The organism is Pseudomonas sp. TH06, from assembly GCF_016651305.1.
Classification (GTDB): Bacteria; Pseudomonadota; Gammaproteobacteria; order Pseudomonadales; family Pseudomonadaceae; genus Aquipseudomonas.
Window position 1 is genome coordinate 4,560,372 of record NZ_JAEKEC010000001.1, and the last position, 19,526, is coordinate 4,579,897.

General features: G+C 57.9%; 13 protein-coding genes. 6 read left to right on the forward strand and 7 right to left on the reverse strand.

Annotated features, from left to right (window positions below; all coding sequences use genetic code 11):
* Window positions 1-36 precede the first annotated feature (36 nt).
* Entirely contained in the window at window positions 37-414 is a 378-nt protein-coding gene (locus JFT86_RS20435; protein WP_201238082.1) for a response regulator, read from the forward strand.
* 138 nt (window positions 415-552) lie between these two features.
* Here JFT86_RS20435 and JFT86_RS20440 read toward each other — a convergent pair whose 3' ends face one another.
* The 3 genes from JFT86_RS20440 to JFT86_RS20450 all read right to left on the reverse strand — a co-directional run bounded on the left by JFT86_RS20440 (window position 553) and on the right by JFT86_RS20450 (window position 4,990).
* Complete coding sequence (locus JFT86_RS20440) at window positions 553-2,223, reverse strand: ATP-binding protein (protein WP_201238083.1); 1,671 nt, start codon at window positions 2,221-2,223, stop codon at window positions 553-555.
* A complete protein-coding gene (locus JFT86_RS20445; protein ID WP_201238084.1) occupies window positions 2,220-3,722 on the reverse strand; it encodes an ATPase domain-containing protein in 1,503 nt (500 codons plus the stop codon). Before JFT86_RS20445 ends, JFT86_RS20440 begins: the two co-directional genes overlap by 4 nt.
* 212 nt (window positions 3,723-3,934) lie before the next feature.
* Window positions 3,935-4,990 (reverse strand): tetratricopeptide repeat protein, encoded by a 1,056-nt coding sequence (locus tag JFT86_RS20450; protein ID WP_201238085.1) that lies wholly within the window; start codon window positions 4,988-4,990, stop codon window positions 3,935-3,937.
* Window positions 4,991-5,150: 160 nt separating this feature from the next.
* On the opposite strand from JFT86_RS20450, the gene JFT86_RS20455 reads away from it, so the two are divergent.
* Genes JFT86_RS20455 through JFT86_RS20465 form a run of 3 tightly spaced genes read left to right on the forward strand, consistent with a single transcriptional unit; the run spans window position 5,151 to window position 8,434 of the window.
* A complete protein-coding gene (locus JFT86_RS20455; protein ID WP_242489500.1) occupies window positions 5,151-7,298 on the forward strand; it encodes an FUSC family protein in 2,148 nt (715 codons plus the stop codon).
* On the forward strand, window positions 7,288-7,488 hold the full coding sequence (locus JFT86_RS20460; RefSeq protein ID WP_103304977.1) for a DUF1656 domain-containing protein: 201 nt from the start codon (window positions 7,288-7,290) through the stop codon (window positions 7,486-7,488). Before JFT86_RS20455 ends, JFT86_RS20460 begins: the two co-directional genes overlap by 11 nt.
* Before the next feature lie 4 nt (window positions 7,489-7,492).
* Window positions 7,493-8,434, forward strand: coding sequence for an HlyD family secretion protein (locus JFT86_RS20465; RefSeq protein WP_201238086.1), 942 nt, complete (start codon window positions 7,493-7,495; stop codon window positions 8,432-8,434).
* 114 nt (window positions 8,435-8,548) lie between these two features.
* Here the strand turns inward: JFT86_RS20465 and JFT86_RS20470 are convergent, their stop codons facing one another.
* From JFT86_RS20470 to JFT86_RS20485, 4 genes are all read right to left on the reverse strand, one after another.
* Window positions 8,549-9,970, reverse strand: coding sequence for an efflux transporter outer membrane subunit (locus JFT86_RS20470; RefSeq protein WP_201238087.1), 1,422 nt, complete (start codon window positions 9,968-9,970; stop codon window positions 8,549-8,551).
* Window positions 9,967-13,146 (reverse strand): efflux RND transporter permease subunit, encoded by a 3,180-nt coding sequence (locus JFT86_RS20475; RefSeq protein WP_201238088.1) that lies wholly within the window; start codon window positions 13,144-13,146, stop codon window positions 9,967-9,969. Before JFT86_RS20475 ends, JFT86_RS20470 begins: the two co-directional genes overlap by 4 nt.
* Before the next feature lie 15 nt (window positions 13,147-13,161).
* Complete coding sequence (mexE, locus tag JFT86_RS20480; RefSeq protein ID WP_201238089.1) at window positions 13,162-14,415, reverse strand: multidrug efflux RND transporter periplasmic adaptor subunit MexE; 1,254 nt, start codon at window positions 14,413-14,415, stop codon at window positions 13,162-13,164.
* A 273-nt stretch (window positions 14,416-14,688) separates the two neighbouring features.
* On the reverse strand, window positions 14,689-16,428 hold the full coding sequence (locus JFT86_RS20485; RefSeq protein ID WP_201238090.1) for a dipeptidase: 1,740 nt from the start codon (window positions 16,426-16,428) through the stop codon (window positions 14,689-14,691).
* 547 nt (window positions 16,429-16,975) lie between these two features.
* Between JFT86_RS20485 and JFT86_RS20490 the strand changes: the two genes are divergently transcribed.
* Together JFT86_RS20490 and JFT86_RS20495 are read left to right on the forward strand one after the other, a co-directional pair.
* On the forward strand, window positions 16,976-17,950 hold the full coding sequence (locus JFT86_RS20490) for a DUF2971 domain-containing protein (RefSeq protein WP_201238091.1): 975 nt from the start codon (window positions 16,976-16,978) through the stop codon (window positions 17,948-17,950).
* A gap of 333 nt (window positions 17,951-18,283) precedes the next feature.
* On the forward strand, window positions 18,284-19,498 hold the full coding sequence (locus tag JFT86_RS20495; protein WP_201238092.1) for a hypothetical protein: 1,215 nt from the start codon (window positions 18,284-18,286) through the stop codon (window positions 19,496-19,498).
* Window positions 19,499-19,526: the final 28 nt, after the last annotated feature.

Sequence of the window (19,526 nt, forward strand, 5' to 3'; positions counted from 1 at the left end):
TCGTATCAGCAGCTATTGACCGAACAAAGGCTTCCCATGAGCGTAGATGCACAAGATGTAGTACTCGTCGTCGAGGACGAACCGGTTATCTTGATGATCCTGACGGATTACCTGTCAGGGCAGGGCTATCGTGTGCTGCAGGCCGAAAACGGCGAGCAGGCGTTCGAAATTCTCGCGAGCAAACCTCATCTGGACATGTTGATCACTGACTATCGCTTGCCTGGCGGCATCTCCGGCGTACAGATCGCCGAGCCTGCGGTAAAGCTGCGGCCCGATCTCAAGGTGATTTTCATCAGCGGTTACCCGCAGGAAATCCGCGAAACCGGCAGCCCGATCACGCGCAAGGCGCCGATTCTGGAAAAGCCGTTCGACCTGGACGTGTTGCAGGAAAAGATTCAGGAGTTGCTGGCCTGATCCAAAACACCTGACCTGAATATCTCCCTGTAGGAGCTGCCGGAGGCTGCGATCTTTTGATCTTGAAAACAAGATCAAAAGATCGTCCGATCGCGGCCCGAGCCTCCGGCAGCTCCTACAAGAAGTTTTTTGAGGGGGTCAGCCGCGGATCATCTCCCGCACCTTGGCGGTGAGCAGATCAAAGGTGAACGGCTTGGTGATCATCTGCATCCCCGAGTCGAGGAAGCCGCCACGCACCGCCGCATGTTCGGCGTACCCGGTGATGAACAACACCTTCAAGCCCGGCCGGTATTGCCGACCGATTTCTGCCAGTTGCCGACCGTTCATGCCCGGCAAGCCGACGTCGCTGATCAGCAGATCAATGCGCTGCGCCGAGTTGAGAATCGGCACGGCGCCATCGGCATCCCCGGCCTCGACAAACGCATAACCCAGTTCACCCAGCACCGAGCTGACCAGCAAGCGCACGGCCGGGTCGTCTTCGACAATCAGGACGGTTTCGCCATCGATTGCGTGTGGGACTTGCTCGGAGTCGCTGGTCGGTTGTTCCAGTTCTTCGCCACGGAAACGCGGCAGATAGAGTTTGACCGTCGTGCCCTGATCAATCTCGCTGTCAATCGACACATGGCCGCGTGACTGTTTACTGAAACCGTAGATCATCGACAGGCCAAGTCCTGTGCCCTGACCGATGGGCTTGGTGGTGAAAAACGGATCGAACGCACGGTTGATGACACTCTGCGGCATGCCACTGCCGTTGTCGGTGACACTGAGCATCACGTAGTCGCCGGGTTCAAGATTGGGATAGGCCTCGGTGAAGTCACGGCGCAGCACCTGATTACTGGTCTCGACCACCAAAAGGCCGCCCTCGGGCATGGCGTCCCGGGCGTTGATGACCAGATTGAGCAGGGCGCTTTCCAGTTGATTAGGGTCTGCCTCGGCGACCCAGAGTTTTTCATCCAGACGCATATCCAGCTGAATGCTCTCGTTGAGGCTGCGCTGCAACAGCTCGCCCATCGACAGCACCAGGGTATTCATTTGCACGGCTTTGGAATCGAGCGACTGCCGACGGGAAAACGCCAGCAGACGATGGGTCAGGCCGGCGGCGCGGTTGGCCGAAGTCACGCCCAGATCGATCAGGCTGTCGAGGTCATCAGTGCGCCCCCGGGCCAGGCGCCGACGCAGCAGTTCAAGGCTGCCGATGATGCCGGTGAGCATGTTGTTGAAGTCGTGGGCGATACCGCCCGTGAGCTGACCAACCGCTTCCATTTTCTGCGACTGACGCAACGCTTCTTCGTTGTGCCGTAGCTGCGCGGTACGCTCTTCGACCTGCTGTTCAAGGGTTTCCAGGGTCGATTGCAGGCGCCGCTCGCTTTCGCTCAGGTCGATCAGGCGATCGCGGGCGTCGTACTGTCGTCGACGACCGCGAAGGGCGGCGGACACCAGGCTGACCAGCGTTGCCGGATGAAACGGGCGCTCGAGAAACGTTACATTGCCGAGCAAATCGCTGAGGCGCGAGGATGGCCCTTGTTCCTGTCCGCCATGATGCGTGAGCAGAACAATCGGCAGATCCGACCACGCCGGTTGCTGTTCCAGATACAGAAACAACGCCTCCAGCTCAGGGCCGCGTAACGCTTCGGCAGCGATCAGCAACAGCCCGGCGCCGGGCTCCAGTTGCGCACACAGTGTGGCAAGGTCCGGCGTAATCAAGCCGCCGTAACCCGCTTCGTTGAGAATCATCAGCGCAATTTGGCTGTCGCGACCCAACGGCGCCAGAATCAGCGCGCGCTCGGCCAGCGGCACAGACACTGTCACGAGCTCTCTTCCTGCAGCAGCGGATTACTCGCGCCGAGGTAGGTCGGTACGCCACGAAGCACGCCCTGGAAGGCTTCCAGCGGTTCACCAATGGTCATGCCTTGCTTCGAAATACGGTATTCGCGAATGGTCGATTCGTGGCTGCCGGTGCGTTTCTTGATGATGGAGATAGCGCGGCGGACCTTGCCGATGGCTTCGAAGTAACGCAACAGAATCACCGTGTCAGCCAGATAAGTGATGTCGACCGGCGCTTGCATGTCGCCAACCAGACCGTGCTGGGCAACGGTCATGAAGGTGGCCGCGCCTTTGCGGTTCAGGTACAGCAACAGTTCGTGCATGTGCAGCACGAGGGCGTTTTCTTCGGGCATTGCGGCCTGATAGCCGTTGATGCTGTCGATGACCACGGTCTTGATGTTGGCATCATCGACGCAGCGGCGCACTCGGTGGGAAAACTCGCCCGGTGACAGCTCGGCGGCGTCCACTTGCTCGATCAGCAGATTGCCGGTGGCGCGCAGGGCCTTGAGGTCGATGCCGATGTTTCTCATCCGTTCGAAGAGCAGTTCCAGTTCTTCGTCGAAGATGAACAAGGCGGCTTTTTCCCCGCGAGCCACTGCGGCGGCGGCAAAGATCATCGAGATCAGCGACTTACCGGTACCGGCAGGGCCGAGGATCAGCGTGCTTGAACCGGTTTCGATCCCGCCGCCCAGCAGCGCGTCCAGCTCCTTGATGCCGCTGGTCAATTGCAGGCGCGGGTAATCACCGCGATGTTCCGCCGCCACCAGTCGCGGGAACACATGGACGCCATCGCCCATGATGGTGAAGTCGTGAAAACCGCCGCGATACTTTTGCCCACGGTACTTGACCACCCGTACGCGTCGCCGCTCGGCGCCGTAGTTGGGCGTGAGTTCTTCAAGCCGGATCACGCCATGGGCGACGCTGTGCACGGTTTTGTCGAGGGATTCGGTGGTCAGGTCATCGAGCAGCAGGACCGTGGCGTTATAGCGCACGAAATAATGCTTGATCGCAAGGATCTGCCGGCGATAGCGCAAGGAGCTTTGCGCGAGCAGGCGGATCTCCGACAGGCTGTCGAGCACCACCCGGCTCGGTTTAAAGCGTTCGACCGCTTCAAATATTTGCCGGGTGGCTTCGCCCAGTTCCAGATCGGAGGAGTACAGCAGGCTCTGCTGATGTTCAGCATTGAGCAGGCTTTCCGGTGGCGTCAGCTCAAAGATATGGATGTTGTCGTCAAGTTCCCAGCCGTGGGACAGCGCACCCTGGCGCAGCTCACGCTCGGTTTCCGATAGCGTGATATACAACGAGCGTTCGCCAGCCTTCGCGCCGGCCAGGAGAAAATGCAAGGCGACCGTGGTTTTACCGGTTCCGGGCTCACCCTCCAGCAAGAAAACATGACCGCGAGACAAGCCACCGGCCAGGATGTCATCCAGACCCACAATGCCGGTAGCGGCTTTCGCACTGATCAACTCGTTAGATGTAGACAAAAAATGCCCTCTCATGACTAGGGGAAGCGAGGCCGCTGACTGAATTGAGCGGCCTGATCTACTTGACCCGTTGCAGTGATGGCAGTTCCACTTTTTCTTGGTGGGCAGGGGATTTATCCCTGATGGCCTGGGTAACAGGCTCTGGGCTGAGGAGGGCCGCTTCGCGCCCCATCGGGGATAAATCCCCTCGCCACAGGTCACATCTATCCGATTCAGAGACCTTGCTGTAACGCCGGATCATCCGGATTCAATTGCTCCAGTTGAGCCAGCAGAATCTGCACGTTCTGCAACTGGCCGCTTTCTTTCCAGTAGTTGATCAGCAACACCCGCGCCTTGCGGTCCGCTGGGTGACGCTGGACGATTTCCTGCAGTTGCTTCTGCGCCGCTTCCAGTTCTTCTGCGCTGTGCAGAGTGGTCGCGAGGTCGTAGCGGTAATCCTTGTTGTCAGGTTCCAGCTCGACCGCTTTCGACAAGCCGAGCAGGGCGTATTCACGCTGGCCGTGGTGCAACAACCACAGACCGAGGGCGTGTTGCAGATACGCCGAGTCAGGTTGGGCTTTTAGCTGTTGGGCGAGCAACTGCCGCGCCGCATCACTCTGTCCCTGACGGTCGAGTACATCGATCTGCATCACCAGTGCCTGCAGGTTGCCCGGTTCCAGGCGCAGGGTGTTGTCCAGTGCTTGCTGCGCCTGTTTCAACTCGGCGTTGTGGATATAAAGGCGCGCCAGTTGGGCGTAAGTCGCGGCGCTTTCCGGTTGATCCTTGAGCGCTTGCTCCCAGCCATCGATCGCTTGTTGCAGTGGCGCGAAATACAGTCCCAGCTCGTCCGGGGTCAAGCCGAGCAGGGCGTTGATGGCAGCAAATCGTACGGTTTGATCCTCATCTTCGAGCATAGGGCCCAGCAACAGACTGCGTTGCCCGCCCGGCACCAGTCCCACCACACTTTTGATCGCTGCCAGCCGTACCTCGGGTGCCTCGTTCTGCAGGTCGGCGTCGGCGAGTTTCAATGCCAGCGGACTTGGGTAGTTGGGCAACTCGCCGTGGAGCCAGACGCGGCGCTTGACCGACAAATCCGGACGTCCCAGCTGTTGATATAGCTGCCGCGCTGCACCGGGTTGACCAGTCCGGGCGGCGCCCAGCGCTTCGCTGTAGCCATGTTTAATCGCGTCGGGGATGACCGGAGTGGTACTGCGCACAGACAGCCATGCCACGACGACAATAAGCACAAGACCAAGACTGATAAGCAGATAGCGGCGAGACTGAGGCATGCAGGTTTCCGAAAGCAGGCGTACTTGAGCAGAGCGGCAAGCTTCGGTCAGCTCGGACCGTGAGTCAAACCCTGAGCATGCGAATCGCCCTACAAGTTCTGTCGACGGTGTAACCCGTCAGGCTTTCGTTGCAGTGTCTACGCTTGCAGGAGTCACTTGAATGAGTGTGCCCATGCAATCCCTGCTGAATTATTTCAAGGCGGTGATCCATCCCGGTCAGGCCGTCCTGCTGTTTGCCCTGCGCACCATCGTGGCCGGGTTGCTGACCCTGTATCTGGCGTTCCTGTTCGATCTCGATCAGCCCAAGTGGTCGATCATGGCCGTGGTCATTGTCAGTCAACCGCTGGCCGGCATGGCGCTGGCACGCAGTTTTGGCCAGGTGATCGGTACCACGCTCGGTGCCGCGGTGGCAGTGTTGATCATGGCAATTTTTCCGCAGGCGCCGCTGCCGTTCATCACGACACTGGCCCTGTGGCTGGCGCTCTGCACGGCGGGCGGTACCTTGCTGCGCTACACCAGTTCCCAGGCGTTTGTGCTCAGCGGTTACACCGCCGTGGTGGTGGCGTTGCTGGCCATTCCCGATCAGGACGGCACTTTTCTGCTGGCCGTCACCCGCGTGACCGAAACGTTGCTGGCCGTGGCCTGTGTCTGCGTGGTCAGTTTGCTCACGGCGCGTCCGGAAGCTGTCGCCAAGGGCTATTTCGCCAAGGTCGATCAGGTGATCAAACTGGTCGCCAGTCATTCCGCTGCGGTCATTCGCACGCAAGAGAGCGAAGCCGACTTTCAACGTCGGCAAATGCAATTGCTCGGTGAGATCAGTGCCCTCGAAGGGTTGCGCCGTCACCTGTATTTCGATGCGCCACGATTGCGCAGCGCGAATAACCTTGTGCTGTTACTGGGCAATCAATTGATGCTGCTGACCTCGCGACTGACCGCGTTGAGGCATCAGCGCGAACTGCTGACCGAGCGCTGGGAGGGCGATCTGCCTCTGGAAGTGCAGCGCCTGCGTGCCGAAGAGCTGGCGCTTCTCGACCAGTTGGCGGAGCAGGGCCGGTCGCTCCCCGCCGAAAAGCGCCATCACTTCGTGACGCTGCAACAGCAATTCGAAGCCCTGGCGTATGAGGCCGAACAACTGACCGAAGACATGAGCGCCACCCTGCGTTCACTGGCGTGGGCCTTGCGCTGGGAGCAGGCGCGTCTGTTGCAGCAACTGGAACAGATCCTCGAACTGAGCGATGCCATTCAAGAGGGGCGCGAGGCCAGTTGCCTTTATCGCGGTCAGGCCAGCCCCCTGCATCTGGATTTCACTCTGGCCTCGATGAACGCCATTCGCGCCTTTACCGCGTTGCTGGTCGCCGGATTGATCTGGATCGAAACCGCTTGGGACGGTGCGCGGGGCGGGATGATTCTGGTGGGGATTCTCTGTTCGCTCATGGCGACGTTTCCGCGTCCGCTGATGGCAGCACAGAGTTATGCCCGTGGGTTGGGCCTGGCACTCGTGGTATCGGCGCTCTATCAATTCATGCTGGTGCCGGCGATCAGTGACTTCGAGTGGCTGGCGTTGTTGCTGGCACCACTGCTCTATGTGATCGCGGTCGGTTTGGCGAGCCCGGCGACGGCGGGAATCGGCATGGGGCTGGGGTTGTCGAGTTTCCTCATGCTTGGCCCGCAGAATATCGGCACCGGGCAGAACACGGCGATCCAATGGTTTGAATTTGCCGGTGCCTATGTCAGCGCAGCGATGCTCGCTCTTATCGTCTACGCGTGGATTTTCCCGTTTCGCCCGGTTTGGCGCCTTCGTCGCTTGTACAACGAAGCGCGTGAGCAGGTGTATGAGCTGACTAAAAAACCAGCCACCGATGAGCAGCAATTCGCCTTCGAAAGCCGCATGGTCGATCGTTTGACCAGCATGCTGGGTTTGCTGCCGGCGGCAAATGACCGGGCTATGCAGCAGTTGTACGAAATCAGCCTGGCCTGCGTGGCTTTGGGTGTGGCGATGCACCAGCTCAGGCAGCAGGCGCAGAACAATGCGTTGCTCACGGACGTGTTCAGTCAGCACCTGTCTTCGGCCTTGCGCAAAACCGGACGCTTTGTCGCCGGGCGACAGGATGCGCAGCTGACGCCGTTGCTGGATACGCTGCACGCGCTGGGCGATGAGCTGGATGATCTGCACGTCGGCAGTCATGAACATCTGTGGTCGGTGTTTCGCATGCGCGTGGCGCTGTTGATCGTCGTGTCATTTCTGCAGCGCCACGGCGAGTACCTGCAACGTAATGCCTCGGAAGGAGAGCCGGCCCTTGCCCATTGATTTCGAGATTGGCGGCGTTTATCTGCCACCCATTGCCCAGGCCCTGTTGCTGGCCATACCGATTTTCATGTTGCTGGATTGGGGCTTGCGCCGTCTGGGTGTGTTGCGCCTGGTCTGGCATGAGGCATTGTTCGAAGGGGCACTGTATGCCTGCGTCTGTGCCACGCTGCTTTTGCTGATGGGAGCCTGATGCCTTGAAAGTGTTACTCGCTCGATCAATGACGTTGGCCGTGGTGCTGCTGGCCATCGTGCTCGGCTGGTTTGCCTGGGAACATTACACCCGCGCGCCGTGGACCCGGGATGCCCGGGTGAGGGCGGACGTGGTGACGCTGTCGGCCGACGTTTCCGGACGTATCGTCAGTCTGGCAGTGCAGGACAACCAGCACGTCGACAAGGGGCAACTGCTGATGGAAATCGATCCGGCGCGCTACACGTTGGCGGTAGAACATTCGCGGCGTTCGGTGGAAGTGGCCAAAGCAACCTTGGGCCAGTCGCAAGCGGCGATTGTTGCCAGCGAAGCGCTGCTCAAACAGCGTCAAAGCGAAGAGCGCCGGCGCCGGACGCTCAAGCAGGGCTTTGCGATCTCCGGGGAAGAATGGGAGAAATCCAGTACCGACGTGGCGGTGGCTCAGGCTGATCTGTTGCGCAATCAGGCCAACCTCGGACTGGCGCAGGCGAATGTGCAATTGGCGATTGCGGCACTGACTCAGGCCGAACTGGATTTGCAGCGTACCCGTGTCGAGTCGCCGGTCAGCGGCTACGTCACGAACCTGCTGACCCGCGAGGGCGATTACGCAGTGGCCGGTGGCGCACTGTTGGCGTTGGTCGACAGCGAGTCGTTCTACGTCAGTGGTTACTTCGAGGAAACCAAATTGCCGCGGATCGAGGAGGGCGATCGCGTGCGAATTCAGTTGATGAGCGGGGAAACCTTCGGTGGTCGCGTGCAAAGCATTGCCTTCGCCATCGCGGACCGGGAAAACGCCCCGGGCAGTCGTCTGCTGGCGAACATCAACCCGAGTTACACCTGGGTGAAACTGGCGCAACGGGTTCCGGTGCGGATCGACATCGATAGCGACTATGCCGGCAAGAACCGCTTGCGCGCAGGCACAACGGCCACCGTCACCATCCTGGAATAACCTCACCCACAGGGGTGAATCATCAGGCACAAAAAAGCCCCGCGACCGAATGATACGCGGGGCAAAAAATTGGTTGGTTGCGGCCAACCAAAGGAGCTCTTTAAAAACTGGACGTTACTTGCTGGCGACTGTTTCCGGCTGCCAGCCACCACCAAGGGCCTTGTAGATCGCGACAATGCCGCGATACAGATCGACTTCGGCCTGGGCCTGGCTGTCTTCGGCGTTCAGACGTTCACGCTGAGCATCGAGCAGCACGAGGAAGTCAGTGGTGCCTTCGCGATAACGAATCTCTGCCAGATCGGCAGCCTTGCGGCTCGATTCGCTCTGACGGATCAGCGAGATCAGCCGTTGCTGACGTTTGCCATAGTCGCTGAAGGCGTTTTCCGATTCTTCCAGGGCCAGCAGCACTTGTTGCTCGTAGGTTGCCAGCGCGCCTTCGGCATCCGCATCGGCACCGCGCAACCGGGCGCGAACGCTGCCCAGGTCAAACGCCGCCCAGGTGATGCTCGGGCCGAGCGCCCAGGCGTTGGCCGCCGAGGAGCCGATCTGCGAGCCGCGTCCGGCCGTCCAGCCGAGGAAACCGCTGAGGCTGACCCGAGGGAACAGATCTGCCTTGGCGACACCGATTCGCGCCGTGGCGGAAGCCAGTTTGCGTTCAGCGCTGAGGATGTCCGGACGACGTTGCAGCAGCTCGCCTGGGTTACCGATTGGCAGGGCCTTGGCGATTGCCGGCAAGTCTTTTGGACTCAGATCGACGGTCAGCTTGTCCGGACGCTCGCCCAACAGCGTGGCGATGCGGTTTTTCTGCCGAACCTGTTCCGCCTGCAATTGCGGCACGCTGGCTTCGACCGAGGCCAGACGTGCATCGGCACGTTCGACATCGAGCTGATCGCCAACGCCGGCATCACGCAGGCTGATGGTGATCTTGCGCGACTCCTGCTGGTTGTTCAGGTTGGCCACGGCGATTTTCTCGCGCAGTTGTGCGCCGCGCAGTTGGCCGTAGGCATCGACCAGTTCGGCAATCATGGTGACTTGCAGTTGGTACAGATCAGCCTCGACCGCTTGCTGCTCGGCATCGGCCGATTCCAGATTGCGCTGGATACGGCCGAACAAGTCCAGTTCCCAGGCCATGTCCAAGCCAAGGTCATAGCGTTCGCTGTTGACCCGTTTGGTGGTCTGGCCAGGGATTTGCCCCTTGGCCAGATCACTGCTGGCGCGGCTGGTGATGGTTGGCATCGCATCGTTGCTGACGTCGTCGCGGATCGCCCGGGCGGCTTTCCAGCGAGCGAATGCCACACGCAATTCACGGTTGCCTTGCAGCGATTGAGTCACCAACTGGTTGAGGGTTGGATCATCGAACTGCTGCCACCAGATGCCTTCGAATTTCGAACGGTCGAAGTTCTTTTGCCCGGCGGCGCCGTCGGTGGCGGTCGTGATGTTGGCCGCCTCCGTGGCTGGGGTCTTGTAGTCGGGGCCGACGGCGCAGGCGCTGAGGGCCAGCACCAGCAGACTCGGCAGGAAGACTTTCAGACTCATTGTTGCGCCTCCAATTTCAGGGCCTTGGCCGCTTTGCGGGCTTCACTGCGTTCGACAAAGTTACGGATCAGCACGTAGAACACTGGTGTCAGCAGCAGACCGAAGAAAGTCACGCCGAGCATCCCGGAGAACACCGCCACACCCATGGCGTGACGCATCTCGGCACCGGCACCGCTGGAGAACACCAGTGGCACCACACCCATGATGAAGGCGAAGGAGGTCATCAGGATCGGCCGCAGACGCAGACGGCAGGCTTCGAGTACCGCAGCGAGCGGGTCGAGACCTTCTTCCTGTTTGTCCTTGGCAAACTCGACGATCAGAATCGCGTTCTTACAGGCAAGTCCCACCAGTACGATCAAGCCGATCTGGGTGAAGATGTTGTTGTCACCGCCGGAGATGATTACACCGGTGATGGCCGACAGCAGGGTCATCGGTACGATCAGGATCACCGCCAATGGCAGGCTCCAGCTTTCGTATTGAGCCGCGAGCACCAGGAACGCCAGCAGTACGCAGAGCGGGAACACGAACAGCGCGGTGTTGCCGGACAGAATCTGCTGGTAAGTCAGGTCGGTCCATTCGTAGGTCATGCCGTTCGGAAGTTCATCCTTGAGCAGTTTCTCGATGGCCTTTTCCGCTTGACCGGAGCTGTAGCCAGGGGCCGCCGCACCGTTGATTTCCGCGGTGATGAAGCCGTTGTAGTGCATCACGCGATCCGGACCCGAGGTGTCGCTGACCTTGATGAAAGTCGCCAGCGGGATCATTTCGCCTTTGTTGTTACGGACTTTCAGCTGGCCGATCTGATCGGATTCGAGGCGGAACTGTTGTTCGGCCTGAACGTTGACCTGATAGGTGCGACCGAAACGGTTGAAGTCGTTGGCATACAACGAACCCAGGTAGATCTGCAGGGTGTCGAAGATGTCGCTGACGGCCACGCCGTGGGTCTTGGCTTTTTCCCGGTCGATGGCGGCATCGACCTGCGGCACGTTCACGGTGTAACTGGTGAACAGGCCAGCCAGTTCCGGCACGTTGTGGCTCTTGTTGATGATGTTCATGGTTTCTTTGTACAGCTCGTCGTAGCCCAGGTTGCCCCGGTCTTCGATTTGCAGACGGAAACCACCAATGGTGCCCAGACCTTGTACCGGCGGTGGCGGGAAGATCGCCATGTAGGCTTCCTGAATGTTCGCGTACTGGCCGTTCAAGGCACCGGCAATCGCACCGGCGGACATGCTTGGGTCTTTACGTTCGTCGAATGGTTTCAGGGTCACGAACACGATGCCGGCGTTCGGGCTGTTGGTGAAGCCGTTGATCGACAGACCCGGGAACGCCACGGCGCTTTCCACGCCTGGCTGTTTCAGGGCCAGGTCAGACATGCGTTTGATCACGTCTTCGGTGCGATCCAGGCTCGCGGCGTCCGGCAGTTGCGCGAAGGCCACCAGGTATTGCTTGTCCTGGCCGGGTACGAAACCGGTCGGCGTGTTGGAGAAGCCGAAGAAGGTCAGCACCATCAGCCCTGCGTACAGGAACAGAGCGATGCCGCTGCCACGGATGACCCGGCGCACGGTGCCGACGTAGCCATGGCTGGCACGGTCGAAGAAACGGTTGAACGGACGGAACAACCAGCCACCGAAGATCTTGTCGAGCACCTTGGAGAAACGGTCTTTCGGCGCGTCATGGCTTTTCAGCAATACAGCGGCCAGTGCTGGCGACAAAGTCAGCGAGTTGAACGCCGAGATCACGGTCGAGATCGCAATGGTCAGGGCGAACTGTTTGTAGAACTGCCCGGTAAGACCGGAGATGAAAGCGGCCGGAATAAACACCGCACACAGCACCAGTGCCGTGGCAATGATCGGCCCGGTCACTTCACCCATGGCTTTCTTGGTCGCATCGAAAGGGTTGAGCCCCAGCTCGATGTTCCGTTCGACGTTCTCCACCACCACGATGGCGTCGTCCACCACGATACCGATGGCCAGTACCAGGCCGAACAGCGACAGGGCGTTGAGCGAGAAGCCGAACAGGTGCATCACCGCAAACGTACCGATCAACGATACCGGCACCGCCACCAACGGAATGATCGAGGCGCGCCAGGTTTGCAGGAACAGGATCACCACCAGTACCACGAGGATCAGTGCTTCGAAGAGGGTGTGAACCACTGCTTCGATCGAGCCGCGCACGAAGATCGTCGGGTCATAGACGATGCTGTAGTCCATGCCTTGCGGGAAGCCTTTCTTCAGCTCTTCCATCTTGCCGCGAACTTCGTTCGAGATGTCGATGGCGTTGGAACCCGGACGCTGGAAGATCGGAATCGCCACCGCCGGCTGATTGTTCAGCAACGAGCGCAGGGCGTATTGGCTGGAACCCAGTTCAACGCGAGCGATGTCTTTGAGGCGAGTGATTTCACCGTTGTCGCCTGCGCGAATAATGATGTTTTCAAACTCTTCCTCAGTCACCAGACGGCCCTGAGTGTTGACCGACAGCTGGAAGCTCTGAGCATTCGGGGCAGGGGGCGCGCCCAATTGGCCCGCAGCCACTTGGCGGTTCTGTTCACGAATCGCGGTGACCACGTCAGTGGCGGTCAGGTTACGCGAAGCGGTCTTGTTCGGGTCGAGCCAGACACGCAGCGAATAGTCGCCCATGCCGAACAACTGCACATCACCGACACCACCGAGGCGAGCGAGCTCATCCTTGATGTTGAGGATCGCGTAGTTGGACAGGTAGAGCATGTCGTAGCGCTTGTCCGGCGAGGTCAAGTGCACAACCATGGTCAGGTCGGGCGAAGCCTTGTCGACGGTGATACCGATGCGCGTCACTTCCTCGGGAAGCTTCGGCTCGGTTCGGGTCACCCGGTTTTGCACCTGCACCTGCGCGTTGTCCAGGTCAGTGCCCAGGGCGAAAGTGATGGTCAGGGTGATCTTGCCGTCAGCGGTGGATTGCGAGGACATGTACAGCATGTTCTCGACGCCGGTGATGGCCTGCTCCAGCGGAGCCGCCACGGTTTCACCGATGACTTTAGGGTTGGCACCCGGGAAGTTCGCACGTACCACCACGGTTGGCGGCACGACTTCCGGGTATTCGCTGATCGGTAGCTGGAACAGCGAGATCGCACCGGCGATCAGGATCAACAGCGATAGCACCGCTGCGAAGATCGGCCGTGAAATGAAGAATTGGGAAAAATTCATCGGAGTTGTCGTCCCTTAACCGCGTGGGGTCGTAGCAGCCAGCTTCACAACCGCACCGGACGCGCCTTTGGCAGGGGCGACTTTGGGCAGGTTGCTGGCTTCCAGCGCTTGACGTTGTTGAGCGAGTGCCGCGATGGTTTGCTCGCTGGCCATCGGCACCACTTCAGGGGTGACCGGTGAGCCAGGACGTACCCGTTGCAGACCCTTGACGATGATCGTGTCGTCCTTGTTCAGGCCGGTACGGACGATGCGCAGGCCTTCGATCTTCGGACCGAGTTCGACGGCGCGGTAAGCGGTTTTGTTGTCCGCATCCATCACCAGCACGAACTTCTTGCCGAGGTCGGTACCGACGGCTTCATCGTTGATGAGCATGGCGTTGTAGGTGCCGCTGCCGACCAGTTTCAGGCGTGCATACAGGCCCGGGGTGTAGGTGCCGTCGCTGTTGTCGAACACCGCGCGACCACGGATGGTGCCGGTTTTCGGATTGACCTGGTTGTCGACGAAGTTCATTTGGCCGAGGTGCGGGTTACCGTCTTCGTTGGACAGACCCATGTACACCGGAGTGGTCGCGCCGCGCTGACCGTTACGGGCCAGTTGGGTGTATTTGAGGAACACACGCTCGTCGGCGTCGAAGTAGGCGTAAACCCTGTCGGTGGAAACAACGCTGGTCAGTGGTGTGGTGTCGGCGGTGACCAGGTTACCGGCGGTGATTTCGGCACGGCTGACACGACCGCTGATTGGCGCGGTCACGCGGGTGAAGCTCAGGTTCAGTTTGGCCAGATCCAGTTGCGCTTGCAGGGCACCGACGGCAGCGCGGGCTTCTTGTGCAGCGCTGGTGCGCGAGTCAGCCAGTTCGGCGGAGATCGCATTGCTGGCACGCAGACGTTCGCCACGACCGGCTTCGTTTTCACTGCGGGTGGCGTTGGCGCGGGATTGGGCGACCAAGGCTTCGAGGCGGCGAACCTCAGCCTGGAACGGACGGGGGTCGATCTGGAACAGCAGGTCGCCTTTCTTGACCAGTGCACCTTCAGTGAAGGCGACATCGTCGATCTGGCCGGAGACCCGTGGACGGATTTCAACGGTTTCCGGTGCTTCAAGGCGACCGGTGAATTCGTCCCACTCGTTGACCGGTTGTTCCAGCACCTTGGCCACGCTGACTTTGGCAGCGGGCATGGTGGCGGCAGTCTCCGGAGTCTTGCCGCAGGCGCTCATCACCAGTACGGCCAACATGGCCAACGGGAAGCGCAAATGTTTGAGTGACTGTTCCATGGATGCATCCGCCAATGTATTGAAGATGGGCGGATGATGCTCGGCGGGGTGTGATGGCACGAATCGAATGAAGCAAAGGTAACTATCATTCGGAATGATATAAGACCCGAGCGAGCCCTCTAGCATGCACCTTTCGTTAGGAGGCTATCAATCTCTTTGAGGGCAATTCTGTGTTGCTCCGCGTGCAAAAGTCAGGAGCGAGGCTGAGCGGCGGGGATTATGTGACGATTAAAAAACTGTGGCGAGGGAGCAAGCTCCCTCGCCACAGAGGTCTTAGAGTTTCGGCAACTGGCCGATGCGGCCGATCATTTCCGTGACGATCTGCAGATCCAGCTGGAACTGCTCCACGGTCTTGAATTCACCGTCGGTGTGGCCGGTGTATTTCACGTCCGGCTTGGCCAGACCGAACTGCACGCCGTTCGGCAATTCATGCACCGAGGTGGCGCCAGCGGAGGTGCCGAACTCGTGTTTCATGCCGAGGTTTTCAGTCGATACTGCCAAAAGCGCTTTGACCCACTCACCCTCAGGATTGCGGTACATCGGCTCGGCAATCGAATAGTCGAAGGCGACGGCAACGTGGCTCTTCTTGCTCCACGACGCCAGTTTCTCAGCGATTTCAGCCTTGAGTTTCTCTGGCGACTTGCCCTTCGGCACGCGCAGGTTGACCGCGAGTTTGAAGGCTTTGTCATCCATGCCGACATAGGTCAGCGACGTGGTCAGCGGGCCCATGAAGGCGTCGGAGAAACCGACGCCGAGTTTGTTGCCCAAATAATCCAGGCCCCAGTTATCAGCGGCATAACGCGCGGCATCAGTGATGTGGTTGTGTTTGAAGGCGACCTTGCCATCAAGGCTATTAATAAAGACCAGCATTCGCGCGACCGGATTAACCCCTGACTCGGGTTCGGAGGAGTGCGCGGATACGCCCGTCACCGTCAGTTTGACGTCTTTACCGTCGACCTTGGCGCTCACCTGGAAATCGCCGCCATTGCGTTTGGCAAACTCGTCGCCGGCCTTCTGCAGGCTGGCAGCCAGCTCCGCAGGTTTGTCGGTGATCAGGGTGGCGACTGAAACCGAAGGAATCTGGTTGGTCGCCAGGCCACCGGTCATAGAGACGATTTCCGCGCCTTTGCCTTCACCTTTGCGCTTGGCAAAGTTGGCCATGACCGTGCCGTAACCTTTCTCGGCAATCACCACCGGGTATCCACCATCCAGCGCCAGGTTGTAGTTGGGCGTCGGATTGCGTTCGAAGTAGTAGGGAATCGCATCGCCGGTGGTTTCTTCGGTGGTGTCCACCAACAGTTTGAAATTACGTGCCAGCGGCAGCTTTTCATCCTTGATGACTTTCATCGCATAGAGCGTTACGACGATGCCGTTCTTGTCATCCTCGGTGCCACGGCCGTACATGCGATCACCGATCAGAGTGATTTTGAATGGATCGAGGCGGGTGCCATCCTTGAGCACCCAGTTCTCCGGCGTCACCGGCACCACGTCGGCGTGGGCATGAATGCCGACGACTTCATCACCGCTGCCTTCGAGAGAAATCTCATACACGCGGTTGTCGATGTTGCGGAAATTCAGATGGAAGGACTCGGCCAGACTCTTGATCTTTTCGCCGATCTTGATGAATTCCGGATTGTCGTGCTGGGCTACGCCGTCCTTGCGATAGGTCGGAATCTCCACCAGCTCACGCAGGGTCTCGGTGGCTGCAGCGCTGTATTTCACCCGGGCATAAATACCGAGCAGGCGATAGATCTCGTTCTGCTGCTCTGCGGTCAGGGTCTTGTTGTCGAGAAAAGCGCTGATGGCCGGGCCAATGTCGGCGGCTTTCGCCAAATCGCTCTTGGCCAGGCTACCGAGGAACTGACGGAAATCCGTGGTCGACTCGGCCTTGAAGGTTTTGAGAATTTCAGCGCTCTGCTGCGGGGTAATGTTGGCCTGAGCCGGCGCGGTAAAAGCCGCTAGTCCAGCCAGCATCAAGGTCGTTGCGGCCAGTTTTTTGAAAGGGAAATTCATTACGAAGGGCATTCCTTTGCAGGACAGTGAGTAAAGCGTGTCTCAACGCTGAGACACATGCATTTACAAACTAACACCGTGCCAGAGCATTGCGGGAGCCCTGAAAGGGGAACTGTCGCACAGAAATGCAAAAGCGGCGCAGAAACGAAAAAGCCCGAAGCGTAGGCCCGGGCTCTTTATTGGCGAATCTTCCGTCGATCGACGGCGCAGAATTCAGTCAGAGACTGTCAGGGTTACCCAAAAACATTTTGACTAGGCTCTAGGACGGTAGTTTCACAACAAAAAGCGCATTTTGCCTCCAATCGCGGCGAGTGTGCAGAGCGACTGCTAATTACGATTATATGAAAGCTACTATACGGCGCTTGCTGGCCTTTAGTGTGTCCTCCCACTATGAGGGGGAGCGGCGGCTACGTTCTTGCGATGAGCTGGCACCCCTAATTCCCAAAGCTACAAAACGGCATGCTCACTATACCGGTGGGAAAGTGAGCGTAACCCAGATGTGATAACGTCTCGTGCCTCAGCAAGCCGCGAAGACAAAGGAGTTCGTGTGGATAGGGATTGGGTAAAAGATCTGATTGAGAATTTTTCTTCGGCCACGATCGGTGAAATGGACATCCCGAAGCTAATCAACGACAAGCACCTGAACACGCCCAATCGGCTGTTCAAAATCAGAGCCTGCGGCGAGTTCGCGCTGAAGAACCTGGCTGAGAAAACCCTCTATCTGAGCGTAGCCAATGAATTTAACGATCCCTACGACACGGCATTCTGGGTTGATTACCGGAAGCTCGCTGCTTGGGAAAAACTCGATGAACTTGGCTTTAGCGATGATCAAGTCGCCACTGCGCTTGAATCCGAGGATCCGATCTCAGCTGTAGTAGCACTGGCTTCGGCTCAAGAGCCCCCCATCATGAACGTTGCTCACTGGCTCCATGAAGTCGGAGTCTTAGCGCCAAATCACCAGGCCGGGCAGCTCCCATGGCTAATTGAACAGCTCAAAAGCAGCTACAAAATCTGCAGCCTAAGCGAGCGTGTGGATTCGGTGTTGATGTGGAGCCACTATGGCTACAACCACACTGGCTTTGCCATGGAATACGACTTCGCAGGGCTTCATCGGAATAAGCTTCCTACCCTTACGCTATGGCCCATCGCATACACAAATCAACTGTTCGACGCCACTCACATTCTCAGAGCCCAACGCCGGGAGAATAACTACAACGAGCTTTATGGAATTGCCGCCTCGTTGTTCAAGGCTGTCGATTGGCAGTACGAACGAGAGTGGCGTTTAGTGGTTCCAGACAACGATAGTGAGATCAAAGGCTTCAATGTTGCTGCGCCCCTGAAGGCCGTCCATCTTGGGGCTAGGATCTCGGATCCTGACGCACTCCAGATTTTGAAGATCTGCAGTGAAATCGACATACCGGTTTACAAGGTCACGCTTGCGCCTAACGAGTACCGGATGATCTCCGAGCTTACTAACCTGGACGCTTGGTGTTCCTTTCGTAAAATCAGCGTATTTTCTTAAGCAGTCCTTCTCCCGTCGATACCCACTTCACAGCTTGAGATGAAGGCACGAAGCTTTTTGACAAACAGGCATTTTGAAGTTTGGATTAACGAAGATGCGCCTGCTGCGGATAGCATGCAGAACGGTTGGGATGCCTGTTGCAGGCGGTCAGGAATTGCGATGTGCTGCTTCTGCTTTCTAATGGCAATATCGGGTGGACTAGCCGCATTCAGTGCAGTGACGCCAATGCTGAGCATCGTGATCAACAATCTTTTTGCATTATCTTGCCAAATCTATCGATAAGCCCCATGAAAAACTGAACTAATCATGGAACAATAAAGACCTGGAGGTCATGTGGGTATCCTGGATTTTCGTGAAATTCCTTCCGCCAGCCCTAAGCTGCGAAAGGCTAGAAAAGAAGCGTTGATGAAGGAGGAGCTGGATGCGTTTGAAAAATTTGCGGAAGAATATTTTGAAAAGGTGTTGGGCGGCGTTGTACAGGCTGGCACCACAAGAGGCCCCGATAATGATATGGACCTTAAGGTCCAATTGAATGGTGAAACTCTGCTAGTCAGTTGCAAGCATTATGTCGATGGTGATAACGCCGTGGGTGCCGATCAAGAATACGATCCGGTGTCAGCCATCTATTCCAATGGCTGCACGAAATTCATCGGCTTCTACTCCACGGTTCCCAGTGCCCCTTTAATCACAAAGCTGGAAGGCTTGAAGAGCAACAAACGCATACCTTTTGACTACGAGATCCTTAAAAACTCGGATATCGAGTCACGCCTTCTAGATAAAGACAGCGTCGTAGGTTGGTTATTTGCCGCCCGATATTTTCCCGTCAGTTACGCCAACCTGTTCAGGCGATTTGTCGTTCCTCTTGAGCACTACAAAGAGAAAGATTTGAAAAAAATCGCCCCAAGCAGCTGGAGTCTGGATGGCCCCTTTGGTGGGATCTTCTCCGGTGCAGGCGTTGATAAGGCTCAAATTATCCATGAGGCAAACGATGCATTAACCAATAATGTCCACTCCAGTTTTTTCACTGAAGCATTAAAAGACGCCATCGATTGTTTCCCAGAGTACTTCAGATACCGTGCGGATGCGGATCTGCAAGCGTTGGAAAATAGTGATATCTCACCTGATTGGGATAGGGCTCTGACATATGAGGGTGGGATGGATTGTAATTTACCTATTATGGTATGCGGCCTCTGGTCTTTTTGGTGCCCCAGACGAGCGCTTGAAAAATACCTGATTTTTACGCAAGCCTCAGAACTGTTGAATGATCCGCCTGACAGCAAAGCATTAATTATTGCCCGCGCGCAACAAAGCCTAGCTTATTCCTCATTTTTGTCCGTCGGCAGCATCGCGCTTAAGTCCTCAGGTAAATATCGAGATATATTTTCCAGGCTGACTGCTTTTTGTCAGCTTTCACTTCCAGAATACGGGGGCGCGAACAGTACAAGTTTTAGGCGGAAGACTGGCGAGCGGGTCCTCTGGAAGTTCAAGGCAGGCGAGGGGTTGAGCTTTCTATTTGACAGGATTTTGGACAACTCGAAACAAACATAACTTGGGCCAGCAAAAGGCACAGATCAGT

Bases quoted from the DNA above. Each gene is read 5' to 3' on its own strand.
- JFT86_RS20485 (WP_201238090.1), bottom strand. From the start codon at position 16,428: ATGAATTTCCCTTTCAAAAAACTGGCCGCAACGACCTTGATGCTGGCT.
- JFT86_RS20470 (WP_201238087.1), bottom strand. From the start codon at position 9,970: ATGAGTCTGAAAGTCTTCCTGCCGAGTCTGCTGGTGCTGGCCCTCAGC.
- mexE (WP_201238089.1), bottom strand. From the start codon at position 14,415: ATGGAACAGTCACTCAAACATTTGCGCTTCCCGTTGGCCATGTTGGCC.
- JFT86_RS20450 (WP_201238085.1), bottom strand. From the start codon at position 4,990: ATGCCTCAGTCTCGCCGCTATCTGCTTATCAGTCTTGGTCTTGTGCTT.
- JFT86_RS20475 (WP_201238088.1), bottom strand. From the start codon at position 13,146: ATGAATTTTTCCCAATTCTTCATTTCACGGCCGATCTTCGCAGCGGTG.
- JFT86_RS20455 (WP_242489500.1), top strand. From the start codon at position 5,151: ATGAGTGTGCCCATGCAATCCCTGCTGAATTATTTCAAGGCGGTGATC.
- JFT86_RS20435 (WP_201238082.1), top strand. From the start codon at position 37: ATGAGCGTAGATGCACAAGATGTAGTACTCGTCGTCGAGGACGAACCG.